This window comes from Microbacterium sp. ZW T6_19, assembly GCF_044987465.1.
In the GTDB taxonomy this organism is placed as follows: Bacteria; Actinomycetota; Actinomycetes; order Actinomycetales; family Microbacteriaceae; genus Microbacterium; species Microbacterium natoriense_A.
In genome coordinates this window covers 189,629-204,238 of sequence record NZ_JBJDRH010000007.1, presented here as the reverse complement: position 1 = coordinate 204,238, position 14,610 = coordinate 189,629, and the positions used below count along the sequence as shown (strand labels likewise).

General features: G+C 67.9%; 15 protein-coding genes and 1 tRNA gene. 2 read left to right on the top strand and 14 right to left on the bottom strand.

The features are described 5' to 3' along the window. Nucleotides 1–58: 58 nt before the first annotated feature. From ACI3KT_RS12675 to ACI3KT_RS12660, 4 genes are all read right to left on the bottom strand, one after another. Entirely contained in the window at nt 59–3,424 is a 3,366-nt protein-coding gene (locus ACI3KT_RS12675; RefSeq protein WP_404904588.1) for an ATP-binding protein, read from the bottom strand. Then, on the bottom strand, nt 3,421–4,116 hold the full coding sequence (locus tag ACI3KT_RS12670; RefSeq protein WP_404904587.1) for a DUF4194 domain-containing protein: 696 nt from the start codon (nt 4,114–4,116) through the stop codon (nt 3,421–3,423). The genes ACI3KT_RS12675 and ACI3KT_RS12670 overlap by 4 nt, the downstream gene beginning before the upstream one ends. Continuing rightward, nucleotides 4,109–5,605, bottom strand: coding sequence for a DUF3375 domain-containing protein (locus tag ACI3KT_RS12665; protein ID WP_404904586.1), 1,497 nt, complete (start codon nt 5,603–5,605; stop codon nt 4,109–4,111). The genes ACI3KT_RS12670 and ACI3KT_RS12665 overlap by 8 nt, the downstream gene beginning before the upstream one ends. Before the next feature lie 151 nt (nt 5,606–5,756). After that, nucleotides 5,757–5,829, bottom strand: a tRNA-Ala gene (locus ACI3KT_RS12660). 202 nt (nt 5,830–6,031) lie between these two features. Between ACI3KT_RS12660 and ACI3KT_RS12655 the strand changes: the two genes are divergently transcribed. Both ACI3KT_RS12655 and ACI3KT_RS12650 read left to right on the top strand, forming a co-directional pair. Further along, the gene (locus ACI3KT_RS12655; RefSeq protein ID WP_404904584.1) at nt 6,032–6,229 is read left to right on the top strand and encodes a hypothetical protein; all 198 of its coding nucleotides are present in this window, start codon (nt 6,032–6,034) and stop codon (nt 6,227–6,229) included. Nucleotides 6,230–6,236: 7 nt separating this feature from the next. Beyond that, nucleotides 6,237–7,151, top strand: a complete 915-nt coding sequence (locus ACI3KT_RS12650) for a CorA family divalent cation transporter (protein ID WP_404904582.1) — start codon at nt 6,237–6,239, stop codon at nt 7,149–7,151. A gap of 4 nt (nt 7,152–7,155) precedes the next feature. On the opposite strand, the gene ACI3KT_RS12645 is transcribed toward ACI3KT_RS12650, so the two are convergent. The 10 genes from ACI3KT_RS12645 to rpmA form a co-directional block, all read right to left on the bottom strand. Further along, on the bottom strand, nt 7,156–7,440 hold the full coding sequence (locus tag ACI3KT_RS12645) for a hypothetical protein (protein ID WP_307297595.1): 285 nt from the start codon (nt 7,438–7,440) through the stop codon (nt 7,156–7,158). A 95-nt stretch (nt 7,441–7,535) separates the two neighbouring features. Further along, nucleotides 7,536–8,225 (bottom strand): SDR family oxidoreductase, encoded by a 690-nt coding sequence (locus ACI3KT_RS12640; protein WP_292908406.1) that lies wholly within the window; start codon nt 8,223–8,225, stop codon nt 7,536–7,538. 1 nt (nt 8,226) lies between these two features. Further along, nucleotides 8,227–8,598, bottom strand: coding sequence for a ribosome silencing factor (gene rsfS, locus ACI3KT_RS12635; RefSeq protein ID WP_292908404.1), 372 nt, complete (start codon nt 8,596–8,598; stop codon nt 8,227–8,229). After that, nucleotides 8,598–9,833 carry a hypothetical protein gene (locus tag ACI3KT_RS12630; protein WP_404904581.1) on the bottom strand — a complete coding sequence of 412 codons (1,236 nt, stop codon included), beginning with the start codon at nt 9,831–9,833 and terminating at the stop codon, nt 8,598–8,600. Before ACI3KT_RS12630 ends, rsfS begins: the two co-directional genes overlap by 1 nt. Then, nucleotides 9,830–10,432 (bottom strand): nicotinate-nucleotide adenylyltransferase, encoded by a 603-nt coding sequence (gene nadD / locus ACI3KT_RS12625; protein ID WP_292908400.1) that lies wholly within the window; start codon nt 10,430–10,432, stop codon nt 9,830–9,832. Before nadD ends, ACI3KT_RS12630 begins: the two co-directional genes overlap by 4 nt. 6 nt (nt 10,433–10,438) lie before the next feature. Continuing rightward, nucleotides 10,439–10,663, bottom strand: a complete 225-nt coding sequence (locus ACI3KT_RS12620; RefSeq protein ID WP_292908398.1) for a hypothetical protein — start codon at nt 10,661–10,663, stop codon at nt 10,439–10,441. Between the two features lie 52 nt (nt 10,664–10,715). Beyond that, complete coding sequence (locus ACI3KT_RS12615) at nt 10,716–11,969, bottom strand: glutamate-5-semialdehyde dehydrogenase (RefSeq protein WP_404904579.1); 1,254 nt, start codon at nt 11,967–11,969, stop codon at nt 10,716–10,718. Between the two features lie 9 nt (nt 11,970–11,978). Continuing rightward, nucleotides 11,979–12,764 (bottom strand): glutamate 5-kinase, encoded by a 786-nt coding sequence (proB, locus tag ACI3KT_RS12610; RefSeq protein WP_307297601.1) that lies wholly within the window; start codon nt 12,762–12,764, stop codon nt 11,979–11,981. Next, a complete protein-coding gene (obgE, locus tag ACI3KT_RS12605) occupies nt 12,761–14,260 on the bottom strand; it encodes a GTPase ObgE (RefSeq protein ID WP_292908393.1) in 1,500 nt (499 codons plus the stop codon). The genes proB and obgE overlap by 4 nt, the downstream gene beginning before the upstream one ends. Before the next feature lie 76 nt (nt 14,261–14,336). Then, the gene (gene rpmA / locus ACI3KT_RS12600) at nt 14,337–14,594 is read right to left on the bottom strand and encodes a 50S ribosomal protein L27 (RefSeq protein ID WP_028501603.1); all 258 of its coding nucleotides are present in this window, start codon (nt 14,592–14,594) and stop codon (nt 14,337–14,339) included. Nucleotides 14,595–14,610 lie beyond the last annotated feature (16 nt).

Sequence of the window (14,610 nt, the reverse complement as noted above, 5' to 3'; positions counted from 1 at the left end):
GAGTCTCGCACTCGGCACAGCTCACGCCTCCGGGCCACCGGAAGAGTTCACCCGACGTTCACGCCCGTGCCGGCTCCTCTGCGAGCCCGACTTTCAGCTTCGCCCACGAGCGTCCCTGCGTGTCCTTGAGGATGTCGTACTCCACGTCGACATGCGGTTCGATCGCGCTGTACTTGTCGTTCGGCGCGCCGATCACGAGTTGGAAGCCGAGACCGCGCCAGGCGCCGATCGCGCGCTTGGTGAAGTGAGCGTCGGCCTTGATCAGCGCTTCGTCCATGAAGACGGGTGCGTAGCGAGGGCGTTCGGCGCCGGCATCCCCCAGCTGGTAGCGCAGTGCCGCGCCGACGATGAACGCGATGAGCTCCTGCGACTCGCCGCCGGACTTCTCCCCGATGTGGTCGTACAGCGCCACGTGCTGCTTGGTGTCGGCCGTCACCCGCTCGGCGCTCACCCGCACGTGATTGCGCACGTCGACGAGATCGTTGAAGTCCGGAGCCGATCTGCGCAGGTGTCCGATCAGCCGAGACATCCTGCGATACGCGTTTTCGCGCTCGGCGTCGGTCGAGGCGTTTTCGATGAGTCCTCGGACCTCGCGCAGATCGCGCCGGAAGCGCTTGCGAGCCTCGGACTGGCTGTCTCGCGTGGTGATCTGCAGCCGATGATCGTCGTCGTAGAACGGCAGATCCTGCATGATCCGGTTGATCGGTTCGATGCGCTCGCGGATCTCGCGGAGCGAGCGGGCGAGCGTCGAATCGAGGTTCGTGAGGTCGTTGCCGGAGAGGTTCAGCAGGCTGTCGCGCCACTCCCCCTCGAGCTCGTGGAGGCCGCTCGTCTCGAGCGCGGTGAGGATGTTCTCGAAATCATCGACGTACAGGTCGGGGTCTGCCAGAAGATTCGGATTCTCCCAGCGCTCCAGGAACGTCTGCATGAGCCGTCGCATGCCTTCGCGCTGCTCCTGATGGGCTTCGACGGCGCGCGAGTGATCTTCGGCGAGACGCTGGCCCGCACTCGACAGCGCGTTGTCGAAGCGGGTCAGCAGAGCGGATGCTGTGGCCGCGCTGCCGCTCGGCGCGGCGAAGCGGTCATCGAGATACGCGGCATGCTCGGTGTCGAACGCGCGGGCACCGTCGGCTGCCTCGTCGATGAGCTTCTGGGCTGCGTCGACGTCGTCGATGATGTCACCCCAGGTCGATTCCACCTGGTTCCGCTCGACGGTCGCCGCCGCGATCTCCTCACGCAATCGGGTCATGGACTTCTTCGCCTTGTCGATCTGGTCGCGCAGGCCGGCGATGTCGGGATTCGCCTGTGCGACATCGGATTCGACCGACTGCCAGCGCTCGCGCTCGGCGTTCAGCGCGTCGACATCGATCCGGTCCCACGTGACGTCGACGATCTTCGCGTAGGCCGCGCGCTGCGCGTCGATGCCGTCAAGATCGGCCGCGGCGACGTCGAGCCGCACCTCGGCCTGGTCGAGCTCGCGACGAGCCGCGTCCACGGCGGCCCGCAGTTCGCGGAGTCTGCTCTGGTTCGAGAAGCCGAGCACGTTCGCGCGCCCGTGACCGCCGTGCGCTCCCTGCTCACCCCGCGAGATCTGTCCGGTGATCGTCACGGCCTGATCGTGCGCGGCGAACTCCTCCGCACTGTTCACGCAGACGAAACCGAACCGTTCCTCAAGCCGCAGCTGCAACCAGCCGGTGAACGGGGTGCTGCTGTAGTCGAGACGACCTGGCAGGGTGTCGGCCGCTCCTCCGCGTCCCGGCCGAATGCCGGTGTGCACGCCCTGGTAGTTCAGGCGCCGTGGCGTCCGCACACTGTCGATCGCAGCGCGGAACCTGTCTAGGTAAGCGACATCGAGCAACAGGGTGGTCGCGAACCCGCCGAGTGCGAGGTTGAAGGCCTCCCGCCACGGCTCGTACTCGGTCTGCACCTCGACGAGTTCGCCCACGAACGGCAGCTCGTGGGCTTCGAGCCCTGCGGCCTCGGCGAGACGCGCGCGCGACTGGTAGAGATCGGCGGGGATGTTGCCGGTGAACGACGTGGATGCCGCGAGCTCCCGTTCGAGTCGCGACAGCTCGGCCGACGCCGCATCGCGGGCGCTCCGCGCCTGCGCCCAGTCGTCACGAGCCCGCGCCTTCGCAGCGGAATCGTCGAGCGCAGCGCGCGCCCGGGCGATCAGCGCCTCGAACTGCTCCTTCGTGGAGACATCGACGCCGAGCATCCGGAGGTCCTGGTCCAGGCGCGACCGCGCCTCCTCAGCCTCCAGCAGGCGCCGCTCGACCCCGCGAAGCTCGCGCTGCGCGGTCTCCAGGCGGTCGCCGCCGTGTTCGCGGAGCAGGTCTCGGAGTCCGTCGTGCTCGGCATCCGCCGCATCCGCCTGGACGCGCTTCTCGCGGATCGACGCGTCGAGCGCCAGCTTGCGGTCGCGCAGCTCCTCCTCGACGTCGCGCAGCAGAGCCATCCGCCGCTCGGCTCGCCACAGCGAAGCCAGTGAAGACGGATCGGCGAAGATGCCGACCTCGTCGATCAGGCTCATCCGCTCCGCGGTGGTCTCGATCTTCAGACGGAGATCACGGATCGGCTCGAGCGCCGCCACCTGCTGGCGGGCGACGAGCATGCGCTGACGGGTGCTCTCGAGCTCGTCGAAGTGGGTGACGACCGCGTCAGCCGTGCGCATGGTCTCGGGTTCTTCGAGCACGAGGCGCTTGTACAGATCGTCGACCGTGGTGATCTGCTGCCCGGCCTGGATACGGGCCAGCAGACTCATCGCGTTGGATCCGGCGCCGGCCGCCCCGATGCCGAGCACCGCGTGCAGGCGGGCTGAGAACTCCCGGTCGGTGCCGACGGGATCGAGGCCGGCGGTCCGCACGGATGCGTCGGTCAGGCGCTGGGTGGCTGCGCGCTCGAGAGAGCCGAGATCGAAGGCGCCGTGCACGGTCGCCCGCACCCGCACGGTGTCTTCGAGCACCCGTGCTCCCGCGGGAATGTACCAGGCGCGCACGGCCGTGAACCGGGCGCCGTCATGGTCGAGCCACGTCATCGAGATCGCGGTCCAGGTGTCCTCACCGTCGCCGCGGAGCACCTGCACCTTCGTGCCTTCCTCGGTGCGGGTCTCGTCGAGCTTTCCGCGTCCGTAGGACAGCACGTTGCGCTGTTCGTCTCCGCGCGGGCGGCCGGTGACCCCGCCGTTGGAGGCGCCGTTGAACGGCGTCGTGTGCGGCATCATGAGCGCGATGTACGCGTCCATGAGCGTGGATTTGCCCGATCCGGACCCTCCGCACAGAAGTGTGGCCTCGGGAGAGAATCGCACACGGTGCGGTCCGCCGTCGTAGCCGCCCCAGTTCACCAGCTGCAGGTCTTCCGCCAACCACTGCTGGCCGCGAGAGCCCTGCGGGATGAGTCCGAACAGCGTCTCGATCATCGTCATGACAGCACGCCTTCCCGCGTGTCCTCGGCCTCCACGGCGTCTGCCGCCCGAGCGGCCGCCGTCTCACGCAGCCAGTCCCGAAGCTCGGTGAGCTTCTGAGCGCTCAGCACGACCTCGACCAGCGGGCCGATGCGATAGCGGCCCGTCGTCTCCTCGCTGATGATGCCGTCGTTCGCCAGCTTGCGCATCGCGTCGCGCACGGCCTTCTGCCGTCGCGCGATGTCGCCGTCGGCATCGGTGAAGTAGCTGAGCACGGTCTGCTCGACGTCTTCGATGTCGATGCGCGGCGCCGCCTCGCCTGCGACGTTCTCGCGCTCGTACACCGTGCGCAGATGCACGAGCACGAGGGTCTCGGAACGCGTATACGGAGTGTCGCGGAGCAGGATCGGGATGTCGAGCTCGTCGATGCGGATCTGCTGCTTGTAGGCGAGACCGTGTTCGTGATCGACGATCAGACGGATGTACAGATCGTTGAGCCGCGACTCGATCACGGTCTGGTGATCGAGCAGAGTGCGCCATTCCTGACGGTTGCGGTCCGCCAACAGGAAGCGGCGGTGCAGGATCAGCGCGAGAGTGCGGCGGACCTCGGGATCGAGCACGCCCCTGTCGCCGGGGAACAGCTCGGGGAGGTCCTCCTCCATCGAGACCGGCTCGATGAAGCCCTCTGCCGTGGTGGGTTCGTGGTCACTCATCCGTCTGCTCCTTCGCGGCCTGCGCCATCGCAGAGTTCTTCGTCGTCTGTGCGGTCACCGCTGCGAAAGCGAACCGCCGCGTCGTGCCGTCGGGCCGCAGGGCCTCGACGATCGACACGTCCTCGCTTTCGGTCATCCCGTTGCGGTGCGCGATCTCGAGCAGGCCGAGCAGATCGACCGGCCGCCGCGTGTCTTCGTCGGTCCCGAGGAACGCCTCACCGAGGTCGAACTCGTCGCCGAGTCGCGCGACGTAGGCTTCCAGCTCGGCATACCGAGGGCCGCCCCAGGCCCGGGTGTCCGCGTCGAGGAACACGGCGTCGTCGCCACGATCCGCGAGTGGCGCCGGGGGCTCGGGCGGACGGACATCGCTGAGAGACTGCCGCAGGTGTCCGATGCTTGCGATCGGCAACCGGCGCAGCGGCTCGACGGGGGTCTCGGGTGTACGCGTCTGCGTCCAGGCCTGGAGTCCCGAGATGACGTCGCGCAGAAGCTCGTCGACCTGACGGTCGCGCGCGGGGTCGTGCGTGCGGACCTGGGCGGCGATCACGTGCGATGCGCGCCGCTGGGCGGTGAGCACCTCTTGCACGCCCAGTTCCATTCGCCGTCCGATCGTGTCGAGCTCCGCGCGCTGGGCCGCGTCGAGCATGTCCGCGAACGGGCGCGAGAGCAGGTCATGCAGCTGCTCGGTGAGCGCGTCGATCCGCTCGGGGTCGCCGATCACGCGCAGAGCGCCGGCGAACGCCTGCCCCTCGCGTGTGGACTGCATGACCTGCTGTCCACGGAGAAGGTACTCGCGCAGGACCTCGCCGGTAGGCCGCTCATCACGGCGGAGATCACGGATGACATCGCGCTGCATCGCTTTGATCGACTCGGCGACCCGGGTGAAGTCGGCCGGGAGGCTGCGGGAGAGATGAAGCACGTTCTCGGCTTCTTCGAGCAGCTCGTCGTCGGCTATGGGTTCTGCCTCGTCGTTCTCGAACGCCGCGATCTGCGCGTCCAGAGCATCTCGTTCCGCCCTCAACCTGGCCAGCCGTCTGGCCGGGTCGTCGTCGGCGTCACCCGCCAGCCGTTCGACGGCATCGAGAAGCGTGCGCACGCGCGAGTGCGAGACTCGGGTGCTGCCGCCCGTGAGATCGGCGATCTCCAGCGCCCGCACCGCGTGCGCCGTGCAGCGGTACACCTCTGTGTCGCCTTCGATCTGCTGGCCGAGCCACCCGACTTTGACCCAGTATCGGCAGACCTCGCGCCCGGTCGTCGACGGCAGTCCCCGGCCGTCCTGCTCGTAGCCGGCCGCGCGGAGCTCGGCGAGGATCTCGCCCACCTCGACATGCGCGTCGGCGACGGCTACCGTCGGCCGCTCGGCGGTGAACATGATGCTCAGCACCGCGACGACGAAGGGCGCGTAGCGCCCGTGCAGCAGATCGAGCGTGGGGATCTTGAACGCGGCACGAGCGCGCAGATACGCCGCTTCGGCTCGAGTACCGGTCACACTGCTCCCGAAACGGATGATCTCAAAACACGCCGCTCCGGTGGGAACGGCATCCTTCAGCCTACTGGGAAGCCGTCGCTGACGCCCGCCGCCGGAGCTTCGCATCCGGGTACGCAGAAGGCCCCCGGCAGAGCCGAGGGCCTTCATTCGGTGGACCTGAGGGGATTCGAACCCCTGACCCCCTGCATGCCATGCAGGTGCGCTACCAACTGCGCCACAGGCCCATCTGCTTCCCCGGACCAGCCGGGGCAACTTGAAAAGAATACAACACGAATCGCCGCGAGCACCAATCGGCGATCGTCGCCCGGGCGCGTCGCTCCACGACCCGCGCGACGCTTTTAGCGCTCGGCAGTCCTCGGGTCAACCCTCTCTGCAGACGCCGCCCGGCGTCGTATCGTGACCGCACCGATCATGAGGAGGAAGACCATGTCTAATCCGATCCCCCCGCTTCCGTTCCCCGACGACGCCGACGACGAGACGGACGACGTGCCCACCCGCGAGGTCGACGGGGACACGGTGCTCGACACCGATGCCAACCAGGACGCCGTCGACAGCTACGCTGCCGACCGCCTGGCATCGGAGGCGGACGATGAGTCTGACTACTCCGAGTCCGACGGCCTCTGAACACCCCGTGCCCTCGCGTGCCTGGACGCGTCTGACCAACCCCGGTCCCGAAGAGCTCGAGAAGATCGCGAAGCGCCTCGACCTGCATCCGCTCGTCATCGACGATCTGCTCGCCGGGCGTCAGCAGCCCAAGGCTGAGTCGTTCGACGGGCAGCTGTACCTTTCGATCTGGGACATCGACCGTGGGGACGAAGGCACGACGATGACCGACACCGACTTGGCGCTGATCCTCACCGCCGACGAGTTGGTCCTCGTGCAGAGGGGTGACACGGCGGAGTTCCGCGATCTCGACGCGCTGCTCGAGGGGCCGGGTGCCGTAAGCGTCGACTCCCCCCTGGCCGCGGCGCATCGCGTGCTCGACGCCGTGGTGCGCGACTTCGTCGAACTCGGGGCGGCCGTCGAGAAGGACCTGGACAACTTGGAGACGGAGGTCTTCGACAGCCGCGTACGCGAGGACTACCGGCGCATCTACCGGCTCAGGCAGCGCATCGGCCAGATCGACAGAGCTTCATCCGGGCTCGCTGAGGCGCTACGCCAATCGGGCGAGCACATTGCGCGGCTCACAGAGCAGCAGCGGCATCTGCGTCCGTACTTCGCTCATCTTGCGAACGACGCCCGCGGAGTGTCAGAGCTGACGTCCACCGAGCACGAGTCCCTCGACGCACTCGTCTCCAGTCACCAGAGCAACGTGGGGACCCGCCAGAACAAGGACATGCGGACCATCTCGGCGTTCGCCGCGCTCCTGGCCATCCCGACCGTGATCGCCGGCATCTACGGCATGAACTTCAAGAACCTCCCTCTCGTGAGGTGGGAGTACGGCTGGCTGGTCACCGGTATCGCGATCGTCGTGATCGACGTGATCGCCTTCACCCTGTTCCGCCGGCGCGGCTGGCTGGGCGAGCACGCCGACGCCGACGAGTAGAAGGTCAGTCTGCCATCAGCGGCGGCAGGTGCGGAATCTGCACCGGCTTCGTGGCTCGGCTGGGCGCGTGCATGCGCTCCAGGTCTTCGAGCACCTCGAACGCGGTCGCGTAGGTTCCCCGCAGCGGCAGGTCTCTCAGCCAGACCACGTCGACCTCAGTCGGCGCGAGTTCGTACACGCAGGCCACCACATGCCTCGTGTCGTCCTGAGCGAACCTCAGGTCGTTGATCACCCACTCCGACGTCGTGATACGGCGAAGCACATAGCGTGGATCGGGATCGGCAGCCATCCTGCGGCCCTCCAGGTTCTCTCAGAAGAGAGCCTGCCCGACGCCGTGGCACAGGTGAAGACCCTTGACAATCCGGCGGAGAAGCCGGATGACGATCACCCGGTCGGCCGCACCGTGAGATCGGTGAGATGCGCGTCGTCCGGCAGGTCGAGCGCAAGCAGGATGGTCGTCGCCACGGACTCGGCGGCGATGTAGCGAGAGGCGTCGTACTCGCGCCCCTCTTGCTGGTGGACCTTCTCTTGCATGGGCGTCGCCGTGCGGCCAGGGTAGATCGAGGTGACCCGCACGCCGTGCGATGCCTCCTCAGCACGCAGCGAATCCGCCAGCGCCTTCAACCCGTGCTTCGACGCGGCATACGCCGACCAGCCGGCGTGCGCATTGAGCCCTGCGCCAGAGTTCACGAAGACCACCCGTCCACGGGAGACGCGCAGCACCGGCAGGAGGAGCCTCGTGAGCTCGGCCGGGCCGACGAGGTTCACCGCGAGCTGCTGCTCCCACAAGGAGGGCGGCAGATCGGCGACGGCGCCGAGGTCGACCACGCCTGCGACATGGATCAGCGAATCGATGCGCTCCGGCAGCGCCTGCTTCGACAGCGCCCACGACAGGCGGCCGGGATTCGACAGGTCGCCGACAAGCGTCTGAGCCCCGGGGAACCGCTCCGCCAGCTGTCGCGCGCGCCCGGCATCCCGCACCAGCAGAACCACCTGGTCACCGCGGTCGATCAGTCGTCGGGCGACCACCGAGCCTATTCCGGAACCGGCTCCGGTGAGCAGGTGCAAGGGCATGTCAGGCCGGGTCGGCCGCGAGCTCGAACGGCACGACCGGGCAGTCCTTCCAGAGGCGCTCCAGGCCGTAGTAGACCCGCTCCTCCTGGTGGAAGACGTGGACGATCAGGTCGCCGAAGTCGAGCAGAACCCAACGGGACTCCGCTCGCCCCTCGCGACGCACGCGCTTGTGCCCCGACTCGAGGAGCTTGTCCTCGATCTCGTCGGCGATCGCGGCGACGTTGCGCTCGCTGTTGCCGGTGACCAGCAGGAAGATGTCGACGAGCGGCAGGGGCTCGGACACGTTCAGCGCGACGAGATCCTCCCCGCCCTTGCTGACGGCGGCATCGACTGCGATCTGCAGCATTTCTTCGGCGGTTTCAGGTGACTGCATCAGATCAACTTCGTTGTGAAGGCGACGATCAGGACGACACCCAGCGCGAGCGCCAGACCGCCCGCCACGATCGCGAGGGTGAGCATGAGCTTGTTGCCCTTTTCGGGGGCCGGCGGTCGGATGACCTCACCGGCGGGCTTGATGGTGCTGATCGCGGCACTCGCCGCGATCGGGGTCGGCGAGGAAGCCGGAGGCAGCTCGCCGTCGATCAGCACGGAGTCGACGTCTTTGCCGTCGGCGACGCCGTGCGCGTGGCCCTGTGAGCCGATCCCCTGCGGAAGCTCGTAGGAGCCCGTGACGAGGATCTCTCCGGTCGAGGCGACGGGTCCGTCGAGGGACCCCTCCCCTGCCGGCGGGTTGAAGATGAGGGTGTTGGAGGCGGTGTGCTGCGAGCCTCCAGAGCTGTCGGCCGAGAGAAGCTCATCGAACGACGGAGTGAACGACTGCTGCGGCTCAGCCGCATCCGCAAGGACGCCGTATCCGAACGCCTCGCTCACGACAGGACGCTCGCCTTCGGGCAGATCGGAGTCGTCGATGCGCTTCACATCGGCGAGCACGTCGTCCGCGTCGTCGTGCTCCGTATCCTGCGGCTCCTGCACCTCGATGCCGAGCGCCGCGACGGCTGCCACGGGATCGTCGTCGACGTGCGCGGGATCGATCTCGACCCGCGCGGTGCTCTCGGTGAGAGGCACGTCGCCGACCGTGTCGACGGCCGCGGCGGCGCTCACAGGGGCGACGTCGACCTGCTCGTCGTCGTCATCGTCTTCGTCGTCGGAGAGCGCAGAGCTCGGCGGCGCGAACGCGGGGACGCCGGAGACGATCTCCTCCGATTCAGCCGGAGAGACGTCGGTAGCGGCAGCCTCTTCCTCGACGTCCTCTTCGATCGGCCCCTCGGCGGGAGCCTGCGGGGCGGGCTCCTCGGCAGCCGAAGCGCTTTCGTCGCCACCGAGCACGGGCACGGATGCGGTCTTGACCCGTTCCTGCTCGCGGATCTGACGACGCGTCAGCGGAGCGCCGGAGGAATCGACGTCGTCGCCTGGCGCGGGGGCGATCTCTGCCGGCTCCGCAGCACGCGGCAGAGGCGGGACCGGCGGGGGAACGGGCGGCGCCGCGGGCGCTGCCGCTGCGGCCGCCGCCTCTTCTGCCGAGATGACCGGCGTCGAACCCGTCAGTCGGATCTCTCGCAACTGCTTGCGCGTCAGCGGACCGTGCTCTTGCTGATCCGATGTACTCATGCCTTGCTCCGATACAGATGATGCTTCGCGATGTATTGAACGACCCCGTCGGGAACGAGGTACCACACCGGCTCTCCGTCGTGCACCCGTTCACGGCATGCCGTCGACGAGATCGACAGCGCCGGCACCTCGAGCTGGCTGACGTCACCGGGTGGGAGGCCGTCTGTGCTCAGGACATGTCCAGGACGTGAGACCGCGACGAAATGGGCCAGCTCCCACAACTCATCATGGTCCCTCCAACTGAGAATTTGCGCTACGGCATCCGCTCCCGTGATGAAGAACAGTTCGGCGTCCGGACGATCTCGCTTCAGATCGCGGAGGGTGTCGATGGTGTACGTCGGCCCTTCTCGATCGACGTCCACCCGGCTGACCGTGAACTGCGGGTTGGATGCCGTCGCGATCACCGTCATCAGATACCGGTGCTCGCTGGGGGTCACGTCTTGCTTCTGCCACGGGCGGCCCGTCGGCACGAAGACGACCTCGTCGAGATCGAACGAGTGCGCGACCTCGCTGGCGGCGACCAGATGTCCGTGGTGGATCGGATCGAACGTCCCGCCCATCACGCCGATGCGCGGAGCGCGCGAGGTCGTTGTGCTCATGCGGTCTTAGTGGCCGTGCCCCGCCCCGTGCCCGTCCTTGCCGTGCTTCGCGGCGAATGCTTCGGCCTTGGCCGAATGACGGTTGGCGACGTTCTTGTACGACAGCGTCACCAGAGCGAGCGCGGTGAACACGATCGCGGCGATGACTCCGAAGATCAGCGTCTCGAGCGCCACGTTTCCGTGGTGCTCGGTCTCTGCGGCGGCCATCGCGATCTGTGCGACGAGGTTCATCCTTGCTCCAATTCGTGACCTGCGGGCTGTACAGCGCCCCCAAGTCTAGTCCTCAGCCGCGAATCTGACCTGCTCCACGCGCCAACCACTTCGTGCTGGTGAGCTCGGCAAGACCCATCGGACCGCGCGCGTGCAGCTTCTGCGTCGAGATGCCCACTTCGGCGCCGAAGCCGAACTCGCCGCCATCGGTGAACCGGGTCGACGCGTTCGCCATCACGACGGCCGAGTCGACCTCGGCGAGGAACCGCTCGGCATTGCGGGAATCGGTCGTCACGATCGACTCGGTGTGGCCCGTGCTGTAGCGACGGATGTGCTCGAGAGCCTCGTCGAGCGAGTCCACGACCTTCATCGCGATGTCGAGGCTGAGGTACTCGGTCGCCCAGTCCTCCTCGGTCGCGGGGATCACGTTCGACACGAGGCCCGCGACCATGTCGTCTCCGTGGATCGCGACGCCCTCGCTCTGCAGTGCGCTCGCGACGAGAGGAACCAGACGAGGCGCCGCCTGACGGTGCACGAGCACCGTCTCGACGGCGTTGCAGACGCTCGGGCGCTGCACCTTCGCGTTCACGACGATGTCGCGTGCCCAGTCGTCGGGCGCGCTCTCGTCGAGCACGATGTGCACGTTGCCCGCACCGGTCTCGATGACGGGCACGGTGGACTCGGTGACGACCGTCTCGATGAGCCCCGCGCTGCCACGGGGAACGAGCACGTCGATGAATCCACGTCCGTGCATGAGCGCCTTGGCGCCATCGCGGCCGAAGTCGTCGACGGTCTGCACCGCTTCGGGCGTCAGCCCCGCTCCGGCCAGCGCGTCGCGCATCACTGCGACCAGCACGGTGTTCGACTCGAGTGCGGCGCTGCCGCCGCGGAGCACGATCGCGTTCCCCGACCGCAGCGCGAGAGCGGCGATGTCGACCGTGACGTTCGGCCGGGCCTCGTAGATGGCGCCGACGACCCCGAACGGCACGCGCACCTGCTCGAGCGCGACGCCGTTCGGCATCCGATGTCCCCCCACGACGCGCCCGACCGGGTCGGGAAGAGCTGCCACCTCGCGCACAGCCGAGGCGAGAGCGGCGACGCGCTTCTCGTCGAGACGCAGACGGTCGATCAGAGACTCCCCGATGCCGCCTTCGCGACCTCGGACGATGTCCTTGCCGTTGGCCTCGATGATCTGCGCGGCATTCTGCTCGAGCGCCACGGCGATGGCCTCGAGCACTCGCGCCTTGTCGTCGCTGGTGAGAGCGGCCGTGGCGCGAGACGCCTCCTTGGCGCGCTCCAGGCGCACCTGCGGGGTCTGATCGGTCATCCCGCCAGTCTAGGAGACGGCCGGTTCGAACCAGGTTCCTATTTCGTCGCCGTTCAGGGCCCTCTCGACGAGATCTGCGCTCGTAACGAGCACGCCGATTCCGGATGCGGCGGCGAGTCGCGCGGCAGACACCTTCGTCGCGGCTCCCCCTGTGCCCACACTGTTCACGACGGTCGAGCCGAACTCGAGACCTGCGAGATCCGCGTCGGGGGCGACCGTGTCGATCGGCTGGGCGCCGGGGTCGGTCGGAGGCTTGGTGTAGAGCGACTCGATGTCGCTGAGCAGCACGAGCGCATCCGCCTCGAGGAGCTGGGCGACGAGGGCTCCGAGGCGGTCGTTGTCGCCGAAGCGGATCTCCTGTGTGGCGACCGTGTCGTTCTCGTTCACGATCGGCAGGATCCGGAGCCCGAGCAGACGCTCCATCGCGCGACGTGCGTTGGATCGCGACATCGGGTGCTCGAGATCGCCCGTGGTGAGCAGCACCTGACCCGCCACGATGTCGAACGGGCGCAGTGCCTCCTGGTAGCGGAAGATCAGGATGTTCTGCCCCACGGCCGCCGCGGCCTGCTGAGTGGCGAGGTCAGTGGGGCGGGCGTCGAGGCGGAGGAACGGGATGCCGGTGGCGATCGCCCCCGACGACACGAGGATGACCTCGGTGCCGCGGGCGTGCGCGGCCGCCAGCGCGTGCACGAGCATCGGAATGCGCCAGGAGGAGTCGCCGCTGATCGAGGACGAACCCACCTTCACGACGATGCGCGAGGCGGTGGACAGATCCGCGCGGGTGCGGGCTGTCACTTCTCGTCCTCGCGGTATGCCGCGAGGCGCTGAGCCTCCACCTCCGCACGGGCCTCGGCCTTGGCGTCCATGCGCTCGTAGTAGTGCTCACGGCGCTCGGACGTGGTTCGGCGGGCGTTCGGGGCCAGACGCGGATCGGTGCCACGAGGGGCGACCATCAGCTCGGCGGCCGACGCCATCGTCGGCTCCCAGTCGAAGACGATGCTGTCGCCCTCGCCGATGACCACGGTCGATCCCTGAACCGCGCCGAGACGGAACAGCTCGTCTTCGACCCCGAGCTTCTCGAGGCGATCCGCGAGGAAGCCGACGGCTTCTTCGTTCTGGAAGTCGGTCTGCTGCACCCAGCGCACCGGCTTCTCGCCGAGGATGCGGTAGACGTTGCCGTACGTTCCGCCCTCGACCCGGATCGTGAAGTCCTTCTTCGAGCCCCTGGGGCGGATGACGACCCGCTCCGGCGGAACCTCCAGCGCTGCTTCGGCGCGGTGCTTCTCGACGATCTCGCCGAGCGCGAATGTCAGAGGACGCAGACCCTCGTGCGACACCGTGGAGATCTCGAACACCCGGAATCCTCGCGCCTCGAGTTCGGGACGGACGAGGTCGGCGAGGTCGCGCGCCTCGGGCACGTCGATCTTGTTGAGCGCGACGAGCTGCGGACGCTCGAGAAGCGGCGTCTGACCTTCGGGCACCTCGTAGGCTGCGAGCTCGGCGAGGATCACGTCGAGATCGGAGATCGGGTCGCGCCCCGGCTCGAGCGTGGCGCAGTCGAGCACGTGCAGCAGAGCCGAGCAGCGCTCGACGTGCCGCAGGAACTCGAGGCCGAGTCCGCGTCCTTCGCTCGCGCCCTCGATGAGACCCGGTACATCGGCGACGGTGTAGCGGAAGTCGCCCTGCTGCACGACCCCGAGGTTCGGGTGCAGGGTCGTGAACGGATAGTCGGCGATCTTCGGACGTGCAGCCGAGATCGCGCCGATCAGGCTCGACTTGCCCGCGGACGGGTATCCGACCAGAGCGACGTCGGCGACCGTCTTCAGCTCGAGGACGACGTCGCCCTCGTATCCTGGCGTTCCGAGAAGCGCGAACCCGGGAGCCTTGCGCTTGGGCGTCGCGAGGGCCGCGTTGCCGAGGCCTCCCTGACCACCCTTGGCGACGACGAATCGCTCACCGGGGATGATCATGTCGATCAGCACCTCACCGGCGGGGTTCTTCACGACCGTGCCGACCGGGACCGGGAGCTCGAGCGTCTCACCCAGGAAGCCGGAGCGGTGGTCGCCCATACCGGGTCCTCCGTTGCCGGACGAGCGGTGGGGCGAGTGGTGGTACGAGAGCAGCGTGCCGGTCTGGGAGTCGGCGACGAGCACGATGTCGCCGCCGTCGCCGCCGTTGCCGCCGTCGGGGCCGCCCAGCGGCTTGAACTTCTCGCGGTGCACGGAGACACAGCCGTTGCCGCCCTTACCGGCACGCAAGTGCAGCGTCACGGTGTCGACGAAGGTGACCATGTCTCTCTCTCCTCAAAAACAGATTCGGGGCGGGCCGAAGCCCGCCCCGAATCGGATGTCTGCTGTGCTGCTGTGATTACTCAGCTGCTGCGACGATGTTGACGACCTTACGGCCGCCCTTCGCGCCGAACTGGACCGCACCGGCGGCCAGAGCGAACAGCGTGTCGTCGCCACCACGGCCGACGTTCACGCCGGGGTGGAAGTGGGTGCCGCGCTGGCGGACGATGATCTCGCCGGCGAGGACCTGCTGGCCGCCGAAGCGCTTGACGCCAAGACGCTGTGCGTTGGAATCACGACCGTTACGGGTGGAGCTTGCGCCCTTTTTGTGTGCCATGTCCTGGTCTCCTCGG